Genomic DNA, 18,660 nt, shown 5'->3' with positions numbered 1-18,660 from the left:
TGGTGTGGTGGACGCTGTGGTTCGGCAGTATCGTTGCCCAATGCAATCCGATTGCCATGCACCTGGCGCCGCACATGCGGGTGCGCGCACGGCGCGTGATCATCGTCGTGTGGGCCGCGATCACCCTCATGATGACGCTGGCGGTCGGCGTGCCGATCGGTTACCCCGGCAGGTCGCCGTGTTCACCGGCCTCGCGCTGATAGCGTTTTCGGCGACGTTCAGTGTCTGGTCAATCGTGTGCTGGCGCGCCGTTTTCTGCGTCACTTCGCGGCGGCGTGGTGGCTGTTGTCGGCGTCGACGCTGGCGGCGCTGCCGCTGGCCGACTTCGCGCGCCGACGCAAACAAACTTCGTGGCTCGCAGTGCTGCAGTTCGGTTTGGGCGCGATTGCGCAGATCCCTGTCATTTACGCCATCGACGGCCAAGGCTGGCGCTTGATGGCGGCGGCGCCGGCTTTCCCGGCAGGCCGGTTCAGTTAGCCAGGCTCGGTGACGGTTATTTCGAGCACGACGGCGTGCTCGGCGACCGGCCTTTCGTGCACGGCGGCAAACGAGATGCCGAAGGTGACGCCTGGCAGCGTCTTCGAGGTGAAGGTATCGCCGGCGTAATCGAGCGCGAAACTTTCGATGCCGGCCCGGCTGGAGAGGATAAAGTGGTAGCTGACCTTGCCGGCCCAGATGCACATCGCCCCTTTCGGGCAGCGGCTGTCGGAAAACCTGTCGTAGCGCACCGACGCGCTCGGGGTCAGGGCGGCCGACTGGTGTTCGGCCAGCGGGTAACTGCCGGAGCGCAACGGCATCTCGGTGGCGGTGCCGGCGCAGCCGGCCAGGCTGTAAGCAACCGACGCGCACAGCACGCGGGCCCACATGGCAAGACGCTTCATGGTTCAGGTTCCCGCAGGAGGCAATGCCAGCATGGTAACCCACAAATTGCGCTCCAATGTAAAAGGCGCCCGCGGGCGCCTTTTTGACAATTCACCGGCGCGCTTACACAAAAGCGCTGAGCGAACCCTTCATCTTCTTCAGCGCGGCCGCTTCGATCTGGCGGATGCGCTCGGCCGATACGCCGAACTCTTCGGCCAGCGTATGCAGCGTGGCGCCCGAGCCGTCGTCATTGGCCAGCCAGCGTGCCTCGACGATGCGGCGCGAACGCGGATCGAGCTTGGACAGCGCCGACTCGAGGCCTTCCGACTGCAAGCGCGTGACCTGCTCGGCTTCGAGCACCTTGGTTGGTTCCGACAAGTCCGACGACAGATAGGCGATCGGCGAAAACTTGTCGTCCTCGTCGTCGGTCGGCGCTTCGAGCGCGATGTCGCGGCCCGACAGCCGGGTTTCCATCTCGATCACTTCCTCGCGCTTGACGTCGAGCAGCTTGGCCAGCGCATCGATCTGGGTCGGCGTCATCGCGTCCAGGCCGACCTTGTTGCTGCGCAGATTGAAAAACAGTTTGCGCTGCGCCTTGGTGGTGGCAACCTTCACCAGCCGCCAGTTTTTCAGGACGTACTCATGCATTTCGGCCTTGATCCAGTGCATTGCGTACGACACCAGCCGCACGCCCTGATTTGGATCGAAGCGCTTGACCGCTTTCATCAGGCCGATGTTGCCTTCCTGGATCAGGTCGGCGTGCGGCAGTCCATAGCCAAGGTAGCCGCGGGCGATCGACACCACCAGGCGCAGGTGCGACAGCACCAGTTCCTGGGCGGCGCCAAGGTCGTTATGTTCTTGCAAGCGCTTCGCCAGCGAGATTTCTTCCTCGTGCGTCAGCATCGGCAGGCGGTTCACGGCCGAAATATAGGCATCGATATTGCCCAGATTGCCAGTAAAACCCACGCCCAGTGCACGATTGTTGGTCGGGACCAGTGCGGAGAGTGCCGGAATCGTCGTCATGTATAGCCTCGTAATGTGATCGGTACAGCATTGTTTGTTACCGGACGCTGGCGGTGGTCTTGTCTTCCCAGCCATGCAATAATAGTTTAGCACTCTCCGGGTTAGAGTGCCAATCGCCTGAAACTATGACCTTGATAGACTGTAAGGTTGCCCTAAAGATCATTTTTTGGGGCAACCTACACTGTAGGGGACAGTCGCTGTCAACTATTGATATTTATCAATCCGGGCGCGCAGTGCGGGGAAAGTAATCGCCACTATGACAATCCAATGGACCGTACGATAACGCCAGTTGACGCCGGTCTTCTGTTCGTTTACGCACGGTCAAGTGGAATCAGACCCGAGGCGACCTATTTAGTTCAATCGCGCCAGGTGGCGCTGCACCGACAGCAGGGCGCCGGCCAGGCCGAGAGCGGCACTGATGGCGAGCAGGGCGAGCATGCCGGCGGGACCGAGCGGGTTCAGCTGGAACTGGCTGGCGTACAGGCTGGCGAATTCGGCAATCGACACGTTCAGCGGACCCAAAGCCAGCGTCACCGCGCCAAGCGCCACGATGCCGGCGCACAAGCCAAGCAGCGCACCAGTGTAATAAAACGGCCGGTGAATGAAGCCGTCGGTTGCGCCGATCAGCTTGGAGACGGCGATTTCGTCGCGCTGGGTCAGCACTTGCAGGCGGATGGTATTGAACACGACGGCGATCACCACCATGCCGAGCGTCACCGCCAGCAGCAGCAGCGCCAGGCGCAGCACGCCGAGCAGGGCGGCGAGGCGCTTGACCCAGGCCGAGTCGACCTGCACCGTGTCGACGCCAGGCAGCGCGCGCAACTGTGCGGCCAGCGCGTCGACCTTGGCGGCATCTTGCGCGCTGCTAAAGCCGTCGAGCTTCATCATATAGCCGTCCGGCAGCGGATTTTCTCCCAGCGTGCCGAGCACTTCGGCCAGGCCGTTCTTTGCCTTGAGCGTCTCGAGTGCCTGTTCGCGCGCCACAAAAACGACTTTTCCGTTGCTACCGCGCAGTATGTCGCGCAGCGCCGGCGCTAGCGCCAGCGCCTGTTCGCGCGTCGTCGCCGGTGTGACGAACAGGCTGATCTCCGGATCGACCGACAACTGCTCCGACATCGGCCTGACGTTGTCGAGCAAGGTCAAGCCGGCGAACGGCAGCGCCAGCGCGATCGCCACCACCACCACGTTGAACAGGAAGCTACCGGGCGACTTGCCGAGGTTGCCGAGCGCGGCGCCGATGGCGAAGCGGTGTTGCCGCATCCAGCGCTTCATGGTGCCACCTGCGCTGGCTGTACCAGCTGACCGTGATCGAGGTGGATCACGCGCGCGTCCACTTCCCGCTCCAGCATCAGCTCGTCATGGGTGGAAATCATGCACGTCACGCCGACCGAGTGGAAGGCGCGCAAGGCGTCGAGCACCTTGTCGGCGCTGGCCCGGTCGAGGTTGGCGGTCGGCTCGTCGGCCAGGATGATCTGCGGCCGGTTGACGATGGCGCGGGCGATCGCCACCCGCTGCTGCTCGCCGCCGGACAGTTCGAGCGGCAGCGCGCGCGCCCGGTCGAGCAGGCCGACCTTGTCGAGCGCGGCGCGGGCGCGCCGCTCGGCCTCGGCCCTGGCGGCGCCGGTCACCAGCAAGGGCAGCATGGTGTTGGCCAGGATGCTGCGGTCGTTCAGCAGTTTCTGCTGCTGGAAAATCAGGCCCAGGTTGCGGCGCAAGAACGGTACCCCGGCCTTGCCCAGCTTGCCGATGTCCTGGCCATTGACCAGCACCGCGCCGCCGGTCGGGCGCTCGATGGCGGCAATCATCTTCAGCAAAGTCGACTTGCCGGCGCCGGACGGGCCGGCCAGGTACACCAGCTCGCCCTTGGCGACATTGAAGGACACGTCGCGCAGGGCGACGGCATGGGCGCAGTACTGCTTCGAGACGGACTGGAATTCGATCATGGGGCTTATCCGAGCAGCGCTTCGACGAACTCGTCGGCGCTAAATGGCTGCAAGTCTTCGATTTTTTCGCCAACGCCGATGAAATACACCGGCACCGGGCGGCTGCGCGCGATCGCCGCCAGCACGCCGCCTTTTGCGGTGCCGTCGAGCTTGGTGATGACCAGGCCGGTCAGGCCCAACGCGTCGTCGAACGCCTTCACTTGCGCCAGCGCGTTCTGGCCGGTATTGCCGTCGATCACCAGCAGGATTTCGTGCGGGGCGCCGTCCATGCCCTTGCCGATCACGCGTTTGATCTTTTTCAGCTCTTCCATCAAGTGCAGCTGGGTCGGCAGGCGGCCGGCGGTGTCGACCATGACGACATTCATGGCGCGCGCCTTGCCGGACTGCACCGCGTCGAACGCGACCGCGGCCGGATCGCCCGATTCCTGGGAAATAACGTTGACGTTATTGCGCTGGCCCCACACCATCAGTTGCTCGCGGGCGGCGGCGCGGAAGGTGTCGCCGGCGGCCAGCAGCACCGACTGTTCGTGCTGCTGCATGTGCTTGGCGAGCTTGCCGATGGTGGTGGTCTTGCCGGCGCCGTTGACGCCGGCGATCATCATCACCAGCGGCGTGTGGCGGCCCAGTTCGAGCGGCTTTTCGAGCGGGCGCAGCAGGTCGGTCATCAGCAGTCTCAACGCGGCCTTGACGGCGGATGCGTCCAGCAACTTGTCTTCCTTGACCTTGCGGCGCAGGCCGTCGAGCAGGAACTGGGTGGCGTCTACGCCGGCGTCGGCCATCAGCAGCGCCGACTCGAGTTCCTCGTACAGGTCTTCGTCGATCTTGGCGCCGACGAACAGCAGCGACAGGTTGGTGGAAGTTTTCGACAGCCCGGCCTTCAGGCGCGCCATCCACGACGACCTGCGTTCGGCCTCGAGTACCGGGCGCTCGGCGGTTTCGGCGATTTTGGCGATTGGCAGGCTGACGGCGGCAGGTGCGGCCGGTACCGGCACCGGCGCCACTGTCGGCGCAACGAATGTCGAGGTAGTGCCATAACGGCGCGACGCGGCAGGCGTGGGAGGCGGTGCGGGTGCCGGCGCCGCAGCAGGGGCGGCCGGGGCGGTCTCGGGAACCGGCGGTTTCTTCTTGAAAAAACTGAACATTGGCGTGTGGGGGCGGGCGCTGCATGCACATGCCCGGGGGTGCCGGGCACGACGAATCGATTGGCCAGTATTTTACCAGAGCAGGGCGGTCAGCCGCCGTCAGGCATGTTCAGACGGCAAGAGTGGCGTGCTGGGCGCGCCAGCGCGCCACCGCCGTGGGAATCGTGGTGAGGTCGAGTACGGTCCCCGGGGCCAGGTGACGGCGCGCCATTTCGACGCCGGCACCGCCGGCCCACACCTCGGCCTGGTCGCCGAGCCGGCTGCGCAGTTCGTTGACGTTGTCGATTATCGAGCGCGCCGAAGTAACGCCCGAGAACGACAGCGCGACGATGTCGGCGCGCTGGGACCGCGCGGCGTCGACGATATCGCCGAGCGGGGTCTGCACGCCGAGCGAGACGCAATGCGCCCGTTCGAGCGAGAGCAGGGCTTCCGCCATCAGCAGGCCGAGCCCGTGGCGTTCCTGCGGCACCGTGGTCAAGAGCACGCGCGGCGTGGCCTGCGCATGGCCGGATTGCTGGGTGGCGGCAAAAATGGCGTTGCGCATCAAACCTTGCAGCATTTCCGAAAACAAGTGCTCCTCGAAGACGGCGACCTCGCCGCGCGCCCAGGCCAGGCCGACGGCGCCGGTCAAAGGCGCGATCAGCTCGACGACGCCACGTTGCAACCCCATCGACAGCATCGCCTGCGACACGCGCTGGCGCAATTCGGCCACCTTGTGGGCCCGCAGCAGGTCGATGCAGGCGCAGATTTCCGCATCGTCCAGGCCGCGCGCCGCGACCGCCTTGCCCGGCTTGGCGCCCAGTTCGGCCAACTCGTCGATGTCCAGCCCTATGATCTTGCCCGGCCGATAACCCTGGTCGAGCAGCCGCTTGACCAGCGACAGGCGGACCAGCTGTTCGGGCGGATACAGGCGCTCGCCGTTGGCGTCGCGCTGGGGCTGGGGAAAGCCGTAGCGGCGTTCCCACACGCGCAGCGTTTCCTTGGCAACGCCGACGTCGCGCTCGACATCGCTGATGCTGGAAAGGACGACAGGCCTAGGGGGAGTGGTCATGGCAAGCTCGATCGCAGTTTCTGGTTCTTGTTCAGGACATCGCCGCGTTGAAGCGGCAGTTGGTATTTTACCTCGACTATGAGCAGCTACGACAAATTTGCCCGATGTTGCAAACGCATATCGACACTGCCCGGCGCAGTTGAAAAATAAAAATGGTTCCTGCATTGAATCCGATTTGGGCTGAACAACGTATAAAAAGGATGCAAGAACTCTGTCCATGACAAACGTTTGACAAGAATGATTATTTCACGGATTATCATTGCGAAGTATGGTTTGTCCACGACAAATTAAAATACAAAAGGCGGCGGCATGAAAATAGCAGTGGTAGGAGCCGGTATTGCCGGGTTGTCATGCGCGTACCGCCTGGCGCAGGCGCGGCAAGACGTGACGTTGTTCGAAGCAGGCAGCTATTTCGGCGGTCATAGCAACACCGTCGACATCGCGCTCGACGGCTTCAAGTTCGGCGTCGACACCGGCTTCCTGGTTTTTAACGAGCGCACCTACCCGAACCTGGTGAAGCTGTTCGATGAACTCGGGGTCGAGTCGGCGCCGAGCGAGATGTCGTTTTCGGTCAAGCTGCCGCGCTCAAGCGGGCGCACGCTCGAATGGGCCGGCGCCAACCTCGACACCGTGTTCGCTCAGCGCGCCAACCTGCTCGATCCGCGCTTTTTACGCATGGTGGCGGATATCCTGCGCTTCAACCGCCAAGCCAGCGCAATGGCGAAAGACAGCGCAGTGGCGCACATCGGCGCGATCCCCGCTGTCACGCTCGGCGCCTGGCTCGACCAGCAAGGCTACAGCACCCAGTTCCGCCACTGGTACCTGCTGCCGATGGCCGCCTGCATCTGGTCCTGCCCGTCCGACCAGATGCTCGCTTTCCCTTTGTCGACCTTCGTGCGCTTTTGCCACAACCACGGCCTGCTGCAGGTGAGCGACCGGCCGCAGTGGCGCACCGTAAAGGGCGGCGCGCGCAATTACGTCGACAAGATGCTGGCCGCGATCCCATCGCGCCGCTTGTCGGCCCCGGTACGCTCGGTGTTGCGCGGGACCGGCGCCGCGCGCCCGGTGCGCATCGAGAGCGCCGCCGGCGTCGAACACTTCGACCATGTCGTCATGGCCTGCCACAGCGACCAGGCGCTGGCGCTGCTGGGCGACGCCAGCGGCGGCGAGCGAGGGGTGCTGTCGGCCATCCGCTACCAGCCGAACCGCGCGGTGTTGCACACCGATTCCACCTGCCTGCCGGAGCGCCGCAAGGCATGGTCGGCCTGGAACTACCAGAGCAGCGCTGCCGCCAAGCCCGAAGTCTGCGTGCACTATCTGCTAAACATGCTGCAGCCGCTGCCATGCACCGCGCCGGTGATCGTCTCGCTCAATCCGATCGACGCGCCCGACCCGGCCCGCGTGCTGGCCCAATTCGACTACGCTCACCCGGTGTTCGATGCCGCGGCCACCGCCGCCCAGGAGCGCCTGGTACAGATCCAGGGCGAGCAGAATACCTGGTTCGCCGGCGCCTGGACCGGCTACGGCTTCCACGAGGACGGCCTGAAATCGGGACTGGCGGTGGCGGCGTCGCTGACCGCCCTGGCAATGGAGCGCCAGCATTCAGCCGCCTGAGCGCGGCGCGGTTGCGCACGCCCAGTTGTGCTTCGGCCAGGTGCGCCACAAGCGCCTGCGCCCGGTCGTCAACGCCTTCGAGTACCGCGCCTACTACCTGCGCCTGCCGGTGCGTGCGCCGCGAGCCGGCTGTGCGCTGTTCTCGTACAACCGCTTCAACCTGCTGTCGTTCCATGATGCCGACCATGGCGACGGCACCACCCCGCTGGCGGAATGGATCGACGCGCTGCTGCGGCGCGAAGGCGTGTTCGATGCCGATGGCGAGATCTGGCTGCAGGCCATGCCGCGCGTGCTCGGCTACGTGTTCAACCCCGTCTCGTTCTGGTTCTGCCACCGCGCCGACGGCGCGCTGCGCGCGGTGCTGTGCGACGTGCGCAACACCTTCGGCGAACGCCATTTCTACCTTCTGGACAACGGCGCCGAGATCGCCAACGGCAGCGAAATGGAAGCGCGCAAGGTGTTCCACGTATCGCCATTTTTCGCCGTCGAGGGCCGCTACCGCTTCCGTTTCATGCGCGCGATGCGCCCGTTGCGCGGACAAATGGCCGAAAACACGCTGGCCTGCATCGACTACCAGGACGCCGACGGCCTGCTGCTGCAAACGAGCCTGTCGGGCATCGGCGTGCCAATCACCAGTGCCGGTGTTGGCGCCGCCTTTTTCAAATATCCGTTGATGACCTTCGGCGTCGTCGTCCGCATCCATTTCCAGGCGCTGCGGCTGTTCCTCAAGCGGTTGCCGTTCCATCCGAAACCAGTCCCACCACATCAAAAAGTAACCCGATGAACTCCGACTCCATAACTTCGCTCGTGCCGGCCCGCGCGGCAAATTCCAGCGCGAATGCCGCCACTCCCGCCAGTCCCGCAGGTTCGGCGCCGCCGGCCGCCAGGATCATCCTCAAGCTGCTGGCGAACCTGAAGCACGGTGCGCTGGCGCTGACCACTCCCGACGGCGTGTGCCGCCATTTCGGCGCCGCCTCGGCGCCGGCCGGATTGCAACCGAAGCCGGCACTGACACTGGAGCTGCGCAACTGGAACCTGTTTTCCGCCGCCATGCGCTCGGGCGACATCGGCTTTGCCGAGTCGTACATCGGCGGCGACTGGAGTACGTCCGACTTGCCCGGCCTGATCGAACTGCTGGCGCACAACCGCGCCCAAATCGAGTCGCTGGTGTACGGCAGCTGGCTGGGCAGCCTGTTCTACCGTATCAAGCATCTGCTCAACCGCAACAGCAAGGCCGGCAGCCGCAAGAACATCCACGCCCACTACGACATCGGCAACCCGTTTTATCAGTTGTGGCTCGATCCGTCGATGACGTATTCGAGCGCCTTATTTACCGAGTCGGCCGGCGGCAACCTGGCATTGGCGCAGGCGGCAAAATTTCGCCGCATCCTCGGCCAGCTCGACCTAGCGCCGGGCGCGCGGGTGCTCGAAATCGGCTGCGGCTGGGGCGGCTTTGCCGAGATCGCCGCGCGCGAAGCGGGCGCCTTCGTCACCGGACTGACGCTGTCGACCGAACAGCTGGCGTACGCGCAAAAACGCATCGACGGCGCTGGCCTGGCCGATCAGGTCGATCTGCAGCTGTGCGACTACCGCGACAGCAGCGGCCAGTACGACGCCATCGCTTCGATCGAGATGTTCGAAGCGGTTGGCGAAAGCTACTGGCCGAGCTATTTTCAGTGCATTGCGCGCAGCCTGAAGCCAGGCAGGCGCGCCTGCGTGCAGACCATCGTCATCGCCGACGAACTGTTCGAGCGTTACCGCAAGGGCACCGACTTCATCCAGCAGTTCATTTTCCCCGGCGGGATGCTGCCGTCGCCTTCCAGGTTCGTCCGCCTCGCAGCCGAGCACGGCCTGGAAGTGGTCGATCAATTCGGCTTCGGCATCGACTACGCCGACACCCTGGTGGCGTGGCGAAAGGCCTTCCACGCGCAGCTCGGCGCGGTGCGCGCCCAGGGTTTTGACGAGCGCTTCATCCTTACCTGGGAGTTCTACCTGTGCTACTGCGAGGCCGCCTTCAGGGCCCGCAATACCGACGTCATGCATTTCACGCTGGTGAAGCGGGCATGATGGCGCGCCGCGTTTTGGCTCTTCCGGCCTTGCTGGCGCTGGCGCTGGCCGCCACGCTGGCGCACGCGGCGCCGGCCCACATCGAGCAGGACGTGCCGAAGGCGCGGCTGGCCGGCAGCGGCGCGTTCAGCTATTTTGCGGTGAACATCTATTCCGCCCAGCTGTGGGTCGGGCCGCAGGGCTATGGATCGAGCACGCCGTTCGCGCTCGACCTGCGGTACGCGCGCAAGCTCAATGGCAAAAAGATCGCCGAGGCGAGTGCCGAGCAGATGGAAAAAATCGGCGCCGGCAGTCCGGGCCAACGCCAGGCATGGCTGCAGAAAATGACGGCGATTTTCCCCGATGTGCGGGAAGGTTCCCATATCACCGGTGTGTTCGTGCCAAGCCAGGGCACGCGCTTCTACCTCGACGGCAAGCCGATGGCGACCGTCATTGACGACGACTTCGCCCGCGCCTTCTTCGGCATCTGGCTCGATCCGAAGACCACCGCGCCGGCGCTGCGCGTGGCGCTGCTCAAAGACGCCGGGGCACGAGGGACGGGGCCAAGCGAGAGTGAACAACCCATGGCCGGGCCGCCATGAAGCCGCTCGGGCTGCCCAACCTGCTGTGCTACGGCTTTTTCGGGCTGCCGCTCGCCATGGTTGCGCTGCCCATCTACGTCTACCTGCCGCAGTTCTATGCCGAGCGCGCCGGCCTGCCGCTGGCCTCGATCGGCGTCGCGCTGCTGGTAGCGCGCATCGCCGCCGCCTTCATCGACCCGCTGCTGGGCTGGTGGATCGAACGCGGACGCGGCGCCTACGTCCGCTACATCGCGCTCGCGTTGCCGCTGCTGCTGGCCGGTTTCCTCGGGCTGTTCCATCCACCGGCGATGGCCGGCGGCGCCACGCTGGCCTGGTTCGGCGCCACCTTGATGCTGGTGTACTTCGGTTTCAGCCTGGCCACCATCGCGCACCAGAGCTGGGGCGCGGCGTTGACCGGCGCACAGTCGGATCGGGCGCGCGTGACGGGCGTGCGCGAGGCCTGCGGCCTGGCCGGCGTGGTGCTGGCCGCCGCCGTCACCACGCTGGCCGGCTACGACGGCCTGTCGCTGGCGTTTTGCGCCGCGCTGGCGGTGGGCGCCGCACTGCTGGCCAAAGCCGTGCGGCCCGCCACCGCCGTCCAGCGCGCGCCCGTGCTGCACTGGCGCGCGCTGGCCGCGCCGTTCGCCGAGCCGCGCTTTCGCGCGCTGTTTGCGGTGCTGCTGGTCAATGGTGTCGCGTCGGCGATTCCCGCCACGCTGTTCCTGTTTTTTGCCGGCGACCGTCTGCGGCTGGCCCCGCTTTCCGGTATGTTCCTGATCCTGTACTTCTGCGCGGCGGCGCTGTCGATGCCGTTGTGGATTGCGCTGGCGCGGCGCTTCGGCGAAGCGCGCGCCTGGGCCGGCGCGATGCTCGCGTCAAGCCTGGTGTTCGTCTGGGCCTTTGGCCTGGGGCCCGGCGCGGCGCTGCCGTTCGGCGCGATCTGCATCCTGTCGGGACTGGCGCTGGGCGCCGACCTGGCACTGCCGCCGGCGCTGCTGGCCGGCGTGATCGCGAGAAACGGCCAGGGTTCGGGTCAACGGTCGGGGCAAACGGGGGGCAGGGAAGCGGCCTATTTCGGCGTGTGGAACTGGGGCGTGCAAATGACACTGGCGCTGGCGGCCGGCATCGCGTTGCCGCTGCTGGGGTGGTTCGGCTACGTGCCCGGTCAGCAGGCCGGCACCGGTGCGCTGGCCGGCGCCTACGCGCTGCTGCCGTGTGCCATGAAACTGGTGGCGGCCGCAATGCTGTGGCGCGCGCCGCTGCGAGATTGCTAAATTGATTGACTAATTTAAAAGGAAGCTCATGAACCTCAAACACTTGGCCGGCGCGGCCGTACTTGCCACCTTTGCCACCATGCTGGCCGCCTGCTCGGGACCGCGGCCGGAACAGTATGCAGCCGCGCAGCCGCGGCTCGACATCCAGACTTATTTTAACGGTACCCTCGACGCCCACGGCATGTTCCAGGACCGCTCGGGCGAAGTCGTCAAGCGCTTCGTGGTGGTGATGCGCTGCCGCTGGCAGGGCGACACCGGCACCCTCGACGAAGATTTTACCTATTCCGACGGCACCAGGCAGAAGCGGGTGTGGACCTTGACCAAGACCGGCCCCGGCACCTTTACTGCGACGGCGCCGGACGTGATCGGCGTCGCGCACGGCGTCGTCTCGGGCAACGCGTTGCGCTGGAAGTACGTGCTGGCGCAGCCGGTCGGCGACAAGGTCTACAACGTCGACATGGAAGACTGGATGTTCCTGATCGACGACAAGGTGATGCTGAACCGCACCGCGATGAGCAAATTCGGCATCAACCTCGGCAGCGTCACGCTGTCGTTTAGCAAACGATGAATCCGCGCATCGACGACTGGACCGGCAAGCGGGTGTGGCTGATCGGCGCTTCCAGCGGTATTGGCGCCGCTTGCGCCGGCCAGTTGCTGCGGCTCGGCGCCCGCGTCGCGCTGTCGGCCCGCAACGCCGAGGCGATTCAAAATGCGGCCAAGGTTGATCCACACGCGCTGGCCGCGCCGCTCGACATCACAGACCACGCCAGCGTGCTGCGCGCGCGCGACCAGATCAATGCCGCGTGGGGCGGCGTCGACCTGGTGCTGGTGCTGGCCGGCGGCTACAACGAGATGCGGGCCGACAGCTTCGACCTGGCGCAAGCCAACGCGATGATCGACCTGAACCTGCGCGGCGTGTTCAACTGCCTGGATGCGGTGCTGCCGCTGCTGCTCGCGCAAGGCTTTGGTGGCATCGGCATCGTCGCCTCGGTGGCGGGATACGGCGGCTTGCCGAAGGCGCTGGTGTACGGCCCGACCAAGGCGGCGCTGATCAACCTGACCGAGTCGCTGTACCTCGACCTGCACCCGCGCGGCATCGCGGTCTACCAGATCAATCCCGGCTTTGTCGACACGCCGCTCACGAAGCAGAACGATTTTCACATGCCGGCGTTGATGAGCGCGGACCAAGCCGCCGCCGCCATGGTCGACGGCATCCGGCGCGGCCAGTTCCATATCCATTTTCCAAAGCGCTTTACCAACAGCCTGCGGCTGGCGCGGCTGCTGCCGTACCGCTGGTATTTCTGGCTGATCCACCGGGTGACTGGCTTATGATCGACGCACTCCACACGTACGAAACCGAACTCGAACGCCTGGTGCAGTTCTACGAAAACCTCAGCGAGGCGTCGCTGGCGCAGCTGCCGGCCATCTATGCAGCCGATGCGCAGTTCAAGGATCCGTTCAACGAGGTGCGCGGGATCGACGCCATCGTCGCCATCTTCGCTCACATGTTCGAGCAGGTGCATGAGCCGCGTTTTGTCGTCGGCACCCGCGTGCTGCAGGGCGCCGACGCCTTCCTGGTGTGGCAGTTCACGTTTCGCATGAAGCGCTTTGCCGATGGGCGCCAGTGCATCCGCGGCGCCACCCACCTGCGCTTCGACGCCGCCGGGGCGGTTCAGTTGCACCGGGATTATTGGGATGCCGCCGAAGAGTTATACGAGAAGTTGCCCCTGATTGGAGCGGTCATTCGCTGGCTCAAGCGCGCCGCGAACAAGTAGGCGCGCACGTTTGATGCAGATCAGTTGAAAACCCCTTGCTGCTGCTATAACTGTTTTCGGGCTTTGCATCGGCCAGGGGGCAATCATGAAGATATCAGGATATCTCAGGCGCATGATTTGGAGCGACAAGGTGGTGGTGCGCGGCGCCCGCACCTTGCGCTCCTTGCTGTGCGCCTTGTTCATTGCCCTCATTGCGTTGTTTTTTACCAGCCCGGTGGGCCAGGTCAGCGTGCACGACAAGCCGTTGCCGCTGCCGCCCGAACTCGGTCTCGAGTAGCCGGCGGTGTCCTCCAGCTGCTATCGATCTTTCTCTTTTTGCGCCATCGCCCGGATCGTTGTCAACGTCGCGTTCGGCGTGATCAGGTTGCCGTCATAGCGCAGCTCGATGACCGCCGGCAATTGGCGCGTCCTGGTGTGCTCGAGCGCGCGCACCAGAGCCGGGCCGAATTGCGCGGTCGTCTCGACCACTTCGCCGTGCGCGCCGTACGCTTGCGCCAGCGCCGCGAAATCGGGATTGTGCAAACTGGTGCCCGATACCCGTCCCGGATAACCGCGCTCCTGGTGCATGCGGATGGTGCCGAACATGCTGTTGTTGAAGACGATGATGACTACCCCGGCCCCGTACTGCACGGCGGTGGCCAGTTCCTGGCCGTTCATCATGTACTCGCCGTCGCCGGCAAAGGTGATGACGGTGCGCTGCGGGTCGATGATCTTGGCGGCGATCCCGGCCGGTACGCCATAGCCCATTGCGCCGCTGGTGGGCGCGAGCTGGGTGCGCATGCCGCCGTAGCGGTAGAAGCGGTGCGCCCACGTCGCGTAATTGCCGGCGCCGTTGGTGATGATGGCGTCTTTCGGCACCGCCGCCATCAGCTGCTGCACCAGTTGCCACAGGTCGAGAGGGGCGCCGCCATCGGTGAAAATCGGCGGCTGCTGCTGGTACTCTGCCAATTCGGCCTTCGCCTCGGCCGCGCTGTGGCGCCATGATTCGCTATTGACCGGCGCCATCGCCGCCAGCATCGCCGCCGCCTGCGGCGCGCCGCTGTTGATCATCAGGTCGGCCTGGTAGACGCTGCCCAGTTCCTCCGCGGCGGGATGGATGTGCACGAGCGACTGCAGCGGCACCGGCGACGCCAGCAGCGAATAGCCGCTCGTCGTCATCTCGCCCAGGCGCGGGCCGAACGCGATCAACAGGTCGCAATCGCGTACCCGCGCGGCCAGCTTCGGATTGATGCCGATGCCGACGTCGCCGATGTAATTCGGATGAAAGTTGTCGAGCAGGTCCTGGAAGCGGAAGGCGCACGCCACCGGCAGCGCATTCGCCTCGGCAAAGCGCTGCACGTCGGCGCAGGCCTGGGCGGTCCAGGTGCCGCCGCCGAGCAGCAGCAGCGGGCGGCTGGCTTGCGCCAGCATGGCGCGCAGCGTGTCGACTTGAAAGCTTGACGGCGACGCCTGCACCGCATGATAGCGCCGGGTGTCGGCCACCGCGGCCATCGACACCAGCATGTCTTCCGGCAGCGCCAGCACCACCGGGCCGGGACGGCCGCTGGTGGCGACCTGGAAGGCGCGCGCGATGTATTCGGGGATGCGCTCGGCGCGGTCGATCTGCGCCACCCACTTGGCCATCTGGCCGTACATGCGGCGGTAATCGATCTCCTGGAACGCCTCGCGGTCGGCGAAGTCGAGCCCGACCTGGCCGATGAACAGGATCATCGGCGTCGAATCCTGGAACGCGGTGTGCACGCCAATGGCGGCGTTGGTGGCGCCCGGCCCGCGCGTGACGAAGCAGATCCCCGGCCGGCCCGTCATCTTGCCGTACGCTTCGGCCATGAAGGCGGCGCCGCCTTCCTGGCGGTTGACGATGAAACGGATGCTCGAGTCGTGCAGCGCGTCGAGCACGTCGAGGTAGCTCTCGCCGGGCACGCCAAAGGCGAGGTCGACGCCGTGGATCTTGAGTGCGTCGACCAGGATCTGGCCGCCGCTGCGGGATGGGTGGGTCATGGCTGCTGCCTCTGCTGGGAAAAGTCGGGAAAATCGCGTTGATTCATTCTAAGCGAGCCATTTCCCACCGGCTTTTGAAATGGCGACACCAAATTTAGAAATCGAACCTTTTCAATTCGAAATAATTCGATCTGAAAAGATGTTGCTGTATTTTTTAGACTGGACAAAATATCATCATTGCAAAATTGCAACTTAACTCGTTGTATATTTTGTTTGCGCGTTCATGTATCGCATAAAATTTAAACCAAATAACTATAAGGAAAACAGATATGTTTCGTGTAAATATGGTGTGCGTTGCAATTGGTCTAACGGTTCTTGGTGGGTGCGCGACTGAATCGTCACGCACGTTGACAGTGGCAAAGGTTGATTCGGCAAACGCGCCGTATCGGGGCGCACGGACTCTGGTATCGGTCGGCAAATTTGACAATCGTTCGCCATTTATGCGCGGAATCTTTACAGATGGCGAGGATCGGTTGGGCGCCCAGGCTAAGTCGACGCTTGTCGCTCACCTTCAGCAATCCCATCGATTTAACGTCCTTGATCGCGACAACCTTACAGAAGGCAAACAGGAAGCGCAATACCAGGCCCGTCAGCAGGCCATTCGCGGCGCGGATTACCTGGTTACGGGTGCTATTTCTGAATTTGGTCGGAAAGATGTCGGCGATCGTCAGTTATTTGGCCTGCTCGGCCGCGGCAAGTCGCAAAGCGCTTACGCAAAAGTGACGCTCAATATCGTCAATAGCCTGACTTCTGAGGTGGTCTACTCCGCTCAAGGTGCCGGTGAGTATGAATTATCGAATCGGGAGGTCATCGGTTTCGGCAGCACTGCCGGGTATGACGCGACGCTCAATGGAAAAGTGCTCGATCTGGCTATGCGTGAAGCGGTCAACAATCTGGTCTCGGGGCTGGACGCCGGTCAGGGGCAAACCCAGACGCAGGGAGCCCCGAAATGAGGTGCTCACCTTGGGCAGGCCGACTGATTGGCGGCTTGATCATTGGTAGTTTGGTTGGCTGCGCCCATGCCCCAGCCCCCATGTATCAATGGGATGCTTACCAGCGAAATGTGTACCAATTCTTGAAGCACGAAGATGCGAACCCTGGCGAGCAGATTCGTCTGATGCAAGCACAGATCGAGCGAGCGAAAATCGCTGGAACTCGCCTGCCACCAGGATTCCGCGCCCACATTGCAATGCTGCACTTGCAGTTAGGTCAATACGAAGACGCACAGCAGCAATTTAAAGCCGAAAAAGCCGCATTTCCCGAATCCTCACATTACATGGAATTTCTTATGAAGTAGATGAACGAGAAAAAATCATGACACAGCAAACGTTGATCGCTTCAGGAAAATGCAGCTTAGATTTTCCAGTCAAAGTGCGTAACAAATCGGTGGCGCTGCTCCCAATAATTGCTTTGTTGACCGTCTGCGCGACGCCAAGGGCGCCCTATGACTACACGGCATTCAAGCGAAGCCGTCCAGCTTCTTTCCTGATCCTTCCCCCACTCAACGAAACACCTGAAGTCAAGGCTACGATCGGAGTAATGGCATCGACTGCGCTTCCCTTGGCAGAGGCGGGATATTACGTCATGCCGGTCAGCCTCGTAGATGAGACTTTTAAACAAAATGGGCTGACGGTACCGGAAGATATCCATAATGTCGCAACGGATAAACTGGACAACATTTTCGGCGCGGATGCCGCCGTCTATCCCAAGGTAAAGAAATATGGAACAACTTATTTCGTGCTTGGCAGTCAAACCGTGGTCACTATCGAAGGCAAGATCGTGGACTTGCGAAACGGGCGAGTGATTTGGGCGGGAGCTTCAACACACCTCGTTATACACAAGTGTTAAGCGCGCCAATTTCCCGTAACGCGCGTATCGTTTCCACGGCCACGTGAACATCTTTCAATCCAAGCCAGACCGTCTTGACGCCGGGCTCGCCACCGCTCTTGCGGGCGGGGAAACCGCCGATGCAGGCGACCTGGCGCAGAACGTCGTTCAAGCGCGGCTTGTCCGGCGGTGTTTTCTTGCGCAGCAGATAGGCCGCTTGAATTTCATCTGGATCAAAGAACAGTTCCGCATCCAGATCCGGACAGGTCCGGCCCAAACGCATCAAGCGCGCTATGCGCCACGCCACCACCATGAACAACGCCAAGGCCCGTTCAAGCTGCACTATCGAGCCCAGTTGCAGCGCCTCGACACGGCAGGCGTTCTTGAGCACGTCGAACAGCATTTCGATTTCCCAGCGTGCGCGGTACCAGTCGATCAGCTCGACGACCGCCTCGGGCGTGGCGGCTTCGCGGTTGGTCAGCAAGCGCCGCTCGATCGGCTTGACGCCATCGGGCGCGCCGATCTCGCGCGCGATCACGCACGTGGCGAGGACGTTCGTGCCTTTACCCGCAGGCAGAGTCACCGTGCGTGCCCACAGTTGCTGACGCACCGTGCGCGCCTTCACGCCGTGCCGCGCCGCCATCGCGAACGTCAGCTCGCCGATCGGCGCGTCCGCGCCCGTGTGCTGCCACAGCTTCTCGCCGTCGGGCAGGCAGCGGTTGTGCTTGGCGCGCACCAGCCAGTCGGCTGGCGTGGCCAGTTCTTGGGCGCGCATCATCAAGGGCACCAGATCGGCCTCGCGGTCGGCCACATACACCAAGCGCGTGCCGGGCAGTTGCGCCGCCATCTCCGCGATCCGCTCGTAGCCCTCGATCCAGCGCACACTTTCCTTCGGTCCGCCGCGCGCGCCGGACTTGTCCTTCTTTTCGCGCGCCCACATCCACGCGTCGATAATGCCCAGCGGTTCGCGCGCGGGCGTGACCGCGTAGGTCGGATGCAGGTACATGCCGCGCTGGGCCTTGTAGCTCAACGGGCCGAGGCCAAACGCGCCTTGGCCGTTGAAGTCCAGTTCGGTCGTGTCCTGCAGGCACAGCACCACCGGCAATGTCGCCATGCGTTGCTGCGTCGGTTCTGTCGCGTTAGCCAGACCATGGTTGCTGATCAGGTAGACTATGACGCCCGGATATTGGATGAATCGAGATGCTCAACTTCAAAGGGATGCGCTTCCCGATCGACGTGATCCTGGTTTGCATCCGCTGGTACGTGGCTTACCCGTTGAGCTACCGGCACCTCGAAGAGATGATGCAAGAGCGCGGTGTGTCGGTCGATCATTCGTCGATCAACCGTTGGGCAATCCGCTTCTTGCCGCTTGTCGAGAAGATGGCCCGCAAACACAAGCGCCCGGTTGGCACCAGCTGGCGCATGGATGAAACCTACATCAAGGTCAAGGGCATCTGGAAATACCTCTATCGCGCTGTCGACAAGCAGGGAAAGACCGTCGACTTCTGCTGACCGCAAAGCGCGA

21 protein-coding genes and 2 pseudogenes are annotated in these 18,660 nt (G+C 63.7%); 15 read left to right on the top strand and 8 right to left on the bottom strand.

Annotated features, from left to right (window positions below):
* Nucleotides 1-2 precede the first annotated feature (2 nt).
* Nucleotides 3-200, top strand: coding sequence for a hypothetical protein (locus CR103_RS17575; protein WP_143752663.1), 198 nt, complete (start codon nt 3-5; stop codon nt 198-200).
* A gap of 37 nt (nt 201-237) precedes the next feature.
* Entirely contained in the window at nt 238-477 is a 240-nt protein-coding gene (locus CR103_RS17570) for a hypothetical protein (RefSeq protein ID WP_099917239.1), read from the top strand.
* Here CR103_RS17570 and CR103_RS17565 read toward each other — a convergent pair.
* The 6 genes from CR103_RS17565 to CR103_RS17540 all read right to left on the bottom strand — a co-directional run bounded on the left by CR103_RS17565 (nt 474) and on the right by CR103_RS17540 (nt 6,020).
* Nucleotides 474-881 carry a hypothetical protein gene (locus CR103_RS17565; protein WP_099917238.1) on the bottom strand — a complete coding sequence of 136 codons (408 nt, stop codon included), beginning with the start codon at nt 879-881 and terminating at the stop codon, nt 474-476. The two genes, CR103_RS17570 and CR103_RS17565, sit on opposite strands and share 4 nt — an antisense overlap.
* Nucleotides 882-984: 103 nt before the next feature.
* On the bottom strand, nt 985-1,884 hold the full coding sequence (gene rpoH, locus CR103_RS17560; RefSeq protein WP_099917237.1) for an RNA polymerase sigma factor RpoH: 900 nt from the start codon (nt 1,882-1,884) through the stop codon (nt 985-987).
* A gap of 351 nt (nt 1,885-2,235) precedes the next feature.
* Nucleotides 2,236-3,156: a permease-like cell division protein FtsX gene (gene ftsX / locus CR103_RS17555; RefSeq protein WP_099917236.1), complete on the bottom strand. Its 921-nt coding sequence runs from the start codon at nt 3,154-3,156 to the stop codon at nt 2,236-2,238.
* A complete protein-coding gene (locus tag CR103_RS17550) occupies nt 3,153-3,827 on the bottom strand; it encodes a cell division ATP-binding protein FtsE (protein WP_099917235.1) in 675 nt (224 codons plus the stop codon). The genes ftsX and CR103_RS17550 overlap by 4 nt, the downstream gene beginning before the upstream one ends.
* 5 nt (nt 3,828-3,832) lie before the next feature.
* Complete coding sequence (gene ftsY, locus CR103_RS17545) at nt 3,833-4,969, bottom strand: signal recognition particle-docking protein FtsY (RefSeq protein WP_099917234.1); 1,137 nt, start codon at nt 4,967-4,969, stop codon at nt 3,833-3,835.
* 109 nt (nt 4,970-5,078) lie between these two features.
* On the bottom strand, nt 5,079-6,020 hold the full coding sequence (locus CR103_RS17540) for a MerR family transcriptional regulator (RefSeq protein ID WP_099917233.1): 942 nt from the start codon (nt 6,018-6,020) through the stop codon (nt 5,079-5,081).
* A 309-nt stretch (nt 6,021-6,329) separates the two neighbouring features.
* Here CR103_RS17540 and CR103_RS17535 point away from each other — a divergent pair, with 309 nt between their 5' ends.
* The 9 genes from CR103_RS17535 to CR103_RS22215 all read left to right on the top strand — a co-directional run bounded on the left by CR103_RS17535 (nt 6,330) and on the right by CR103_RS22215 (nt 13,587).
* Nucleotides 6,330-7,634 carry an NAD(P)/FAD-dependent oxidoreductase gene (locus CR103_RS17535; protein WP_099917232.1) on the top strand — a complete coding sequence of 435 codons (1,305 nt, stop codon included), beginning with the start codon at nt 6,330-6,332 and terminating at the stop codon, nt 7,632-7,634.
* A gap of 25 nt (nt 7,635-7,659) precedes the next feature.
* On the top strand, nt 7,660-8,418 hold the full coding sequence (locus CR103_RS17530; protein WP_229443556.1) for a DUF1365 domain-containing protein: 759 nt from the start codon (nt 7,660-7,662) through the stop codon (nt 8,416-8,418).
* Nucleotides 8,415-9,701, top strand: a complete 1,287-nt coding sequence (locus CR103_RS17525) for an SAM-dependent methyltransferase (RefSeq protein ID WP_099917230.1) — start codon at nt 8,415-8,417, stop codon at nt 9,699-9,701. The genes CR103_RS17530 and CR103_RS17525 overlap by 4 nt, the downstream gene beginning before the upstream one ends.
* Nucleotides 9,698-10,282: a chalcone isomerase family protein gene (locus CR103_RS17520; RefSeq protein ID WP_099917229.1), complete on the top strand. Its 585-nt coding sequence runs from the start codon at nt 9,698-9,700 to the stop codon at nt 10,280-10,282. Before CR103_RS17525 ends, CR103_RS17520 begins: the two co-directional genes overlap by 4 nt.
* Nucleotides 10,279-11,535, top strand: coding sequence for an MFS transporter (locus tag CR103_RS17515; protein WP_099917228.1), 1,257 nt, complete (start codon nt 10,279-10,281; stop codon nt 11,533-11,535). The genes CR103_RS17520 and CR103_RS17515 overlap by 4 nt, the downstream gene beginning before the upstream one ends.
* A 28-nt stretch (nt 11,536-11,563) precedes the next feature.
* Nucleotides 11,564-12,103 (top strand): DUF3833 domain-containing protein, encoded by a 540-nt coding sequence (locus tag CR103_RS17510; RefSeq protein ID WP_099917227.1) that lies wholly within the window; start codon nt 11,564-11,566, stop codon nt 12,101-12,103.
* Nucleotides 12,100-12,867 (top strand): SDR family NAD(P)-dependent oxidoreductase, encoded by a 768-nt coding sequence (locus CR103_RS17505; RefSeq protein ID WP_099917226.1) that lies wholly within the window; start codon nt 12,100-12,102, stop codon nt 12,865-12,867. Before CR103_RS17510 ends, CR103_RS17505 begins: the two co-directional genes overlap by 4 nt.
* Nucleotides 12,864-13,310 carry a nuclear transport factor 2 family protein gene (locus CR103_RS17500; RefSeq protein WP_099917225.1) on the top strand — a complete coding sequence of 149 codons (447 nt, stop codon included), beginning with the start codon at nt 12,864-12,866 and terminating at the stop codon, nt 13,308-13,310. Before CR103_RS17505 ends, CR103_RS17500 begins: the two co-directional genes overlap by 4 nt.
* 85 nt (nt 13,311-13,395) lie before the next feature.
* Nucleotides 13,396-13,587: a hypothetical protein gene (locus CR103_RS22215; protein ID WP_143752662.1), complete on the top strand. Its 192-nt coding sequence runs from the start codon at nt 13,396-13,398 to the stop codon at nt 13,585-13,587.
* 20 nt (nt 13,588-13,607) lie between these two features.
* On the opposite strand, the gene CR103_RS17495 is transcribed toward CR103_RS22215, so the two are convergent.
* Nucleotides 13,608-15,308, bottom strand: coding sequence for a thiamine pyrophosphate-binding protein (locus tag CR103_RS17495; protein WP_099917224.1), 1,701 nt, complete (start codon nt 15,306-15,308; stop codon nt 13,608-13,610).
* Between the two features lie 269 nt (nt 15,309-15,577).
* Here CR103_RS17495 and CR103_RS17490 point away from each other — a divergent pair, with 269 nt between their 5' ends.
* From CR103_RS17490 to CR103_RS17480, 3 genes are read left to right on the top strand one after another with little or no spacing between them, the layout of a single operon-like run.
* Entirely contained in the window at nt 15,578-16,261 is a 684-nt protein-coding gene (locus tag CR103_RS17490) for a CsgG/HfaB family protein (RefSeq protein ID WP_099917223.1), read from the top strand.
* A 35-nt stretch (nt 16,262-16,296) separates the two neighbouring features.
* Nucleotides 16,297-16,605, top strand: a complete 309-nt coding sequence (locus CR103_RS17485) for a DUF4810 domain-containing protein (protein WP_229443554.1) — start codon at nt 16,297-16,299, stop codon at nt 16,603-16,605.
* Nucleotides 16,606-16,622: 17 nt separating this feature from the next.
* Nucleotides 16,623-17,156: a DUF799 domain-containing protein gene (locus tag CR103_RS17480; RefSeq protein ID WP_099917221.1), complete on the top strand. Its 534-nt coding sequence runs from the start codon at nt 16,623-16,625 to the stop codon at nt 17,154-17,156.
* Here CR103_RS17480 and CR103_RS17475 read toward each other — a convergent pair.
* Nucleotides 17,140-18,282: pseudogene (locus CR103_RS17475) on the bottom strand (IS4 family transposase); the annotation flags it as partial. The gene CR103_RS17480 and the pseudogene CR103_RS17475 overlap by 17 nt on opposite strands.
* A 53-nt stretch (nt 18,283-18,335) precedes the next feature.
* On the opposite strand from CR103_RS17475, the pseudogene CR103_RS17470 reads away from it, so the two are divergent.
* A pseudogene (locus tag CR103_RS17470) lies at nt 18,336-18,641 on the top strand (IS6 family transposase); the annotation flags it as partial.
* Nucleotides 18,642-18,660 lie beyond the last annotated feature (19 nt).

It is taken from the genome of Massilia psychrophila (assembly GCF_002760665.1).
Classification (GTDB): Bacteria; Pseudomonadota; Gammaproteobacteria; order Burkholderiales; family Burkholderiaceae_D; genus JAFCUW01.
The sequence above is the reverse complement of the archived record's forward strand: the minus strand, read 5'-3'. Positions and strand labels throughout refer to the sequence as shown.

What these genes read in the sequence shown, in the direction of transcription:
- CR103_RS17510 (WP_099917227.1), top strand. Translation starts at nt 11,564, where the DNA reads ATGAACCTCAAACACTTGGCCGGCGCGGCCGTACTTGCCACCTTTGCC.
- CR103_RS17525 (WP_099917230.1), top strand. Translation starts at nt 8,415, where the DNA reads ATGAACTCCGACTCCATAACTTCGCTCGTGCCGGCCCGCGCGGCAAAT.
- CR103_RS17500 (WP_099917225.1), top strand. Translation starts at nt 12,864, where the DNA reads ATGATCGACGCACTCCACACGTACGAAACCGAACTCGAACGCCTGGTG.
- CR103_RS22215 (WP_143752662.1), top strand. Translation starts at nt 13,396, where the DNA reads ATGAAGATATCAGGATATCTCAGGCGCATGATTTGGAGCGACAAGGTG.
- CR103_RS17495 (WP_099917224.1), bottom strand. Translation starts at nt 15,308, where the DNA reads ATGACCCACCCATCCCGCAGCGGCGGCCAGATCCTGGTCGACGCACTC.
- CR103_RS17550 (WP_099917235.1), bottom strand. Translation starts at nt 3,827, where the DNA reads ATGATCGAATTCCAGTCCGTCTCGAAGCAGTACTGCGCCCATGCCGTC.
- CR103_RS17540 (WP_099917233.1), bottom strand. Translation starts at nt 6,020, where the DNA reads ATGACCACTCCCCCTAGGCCTGTCGTCCTTTCCAGCATCAGCGATGTC.
- CR103_RS17520 (WP_099917229.1), top strand. Translation starts at nt 9,698, where the DNA reads ATGATGGCGCGCCGCGTTTTGGCTCTTCCGGCCTTGCTGGCGCTGGCG.
- CR103_RS17565 (WP_099917238.1), bottom strand. Translation starts at nt 881, where the DNA reads ATGAAGCGTCTTGCCATGTGGGCCCGCGTGCTGTGCGCGTCGGTTGCT.
- ftsY (WP_099917234.1), bottom strand. Translation starts at nt 4,969, where the DNA reads ATGTTCAGTTTTTTCAAGAAGAAACCGCCGGTTCCCGAGACCGCCCCG.
- CR103_RS17490 (WP_099917223.1), top strand. Translation starts at nt 15,578, where the DNA reads ATGTTTCGTGTAAATATGGTGTGCGTTGCAATTGGTCTAACGGTTCTT.
- ftsX (WP_099917236.1), bottom strand. Translation starts at nt 3,156, where the DNA reads ATGAAGCGCTGGATGCGGCAACACCGCTTCGCCATCGGCGCCGCGCTC.
- CR103_RS17515 (WP_099917228.1), top strand. Translation starts at nt 10,279, where the DNA reads ATGAAGCCGCTCGGGCTGCCCAACCTGCTGTGCTACGGCTTTTTCGGG.
- CR103_RS17505 (WP_099917226.1), top strand. Translation starts at nt 12,100, where the DNA reads ATGAATCCGCGCATCGACGACTGGACCGGCAAGCGGGTGTGGCTGATC.
- CR103_RS17480 (WP_099917221.1), top strand. Translation starts at nt 16,623, where the DNA reads ATGACACAGCAAACGTTGATCGCTTCAGGAAAATGCAGCTTAGATTTT.
- CR103_RS17535 (WP_099917232.1), top strand. Translation starts at nt 6,330, where the DNA reads ATGAAAATAGCAGTGGTAGGAGCCGGTATTGCCGGGTTGTCATGCGCG.
- rpoH (WP_099917237.1), bottom strand. Translation starts at nt 1,884, where the DNA reads ATGACGACGATTCCGGCACTCTCCGCACTGGTCCCGACCAACAATCGT.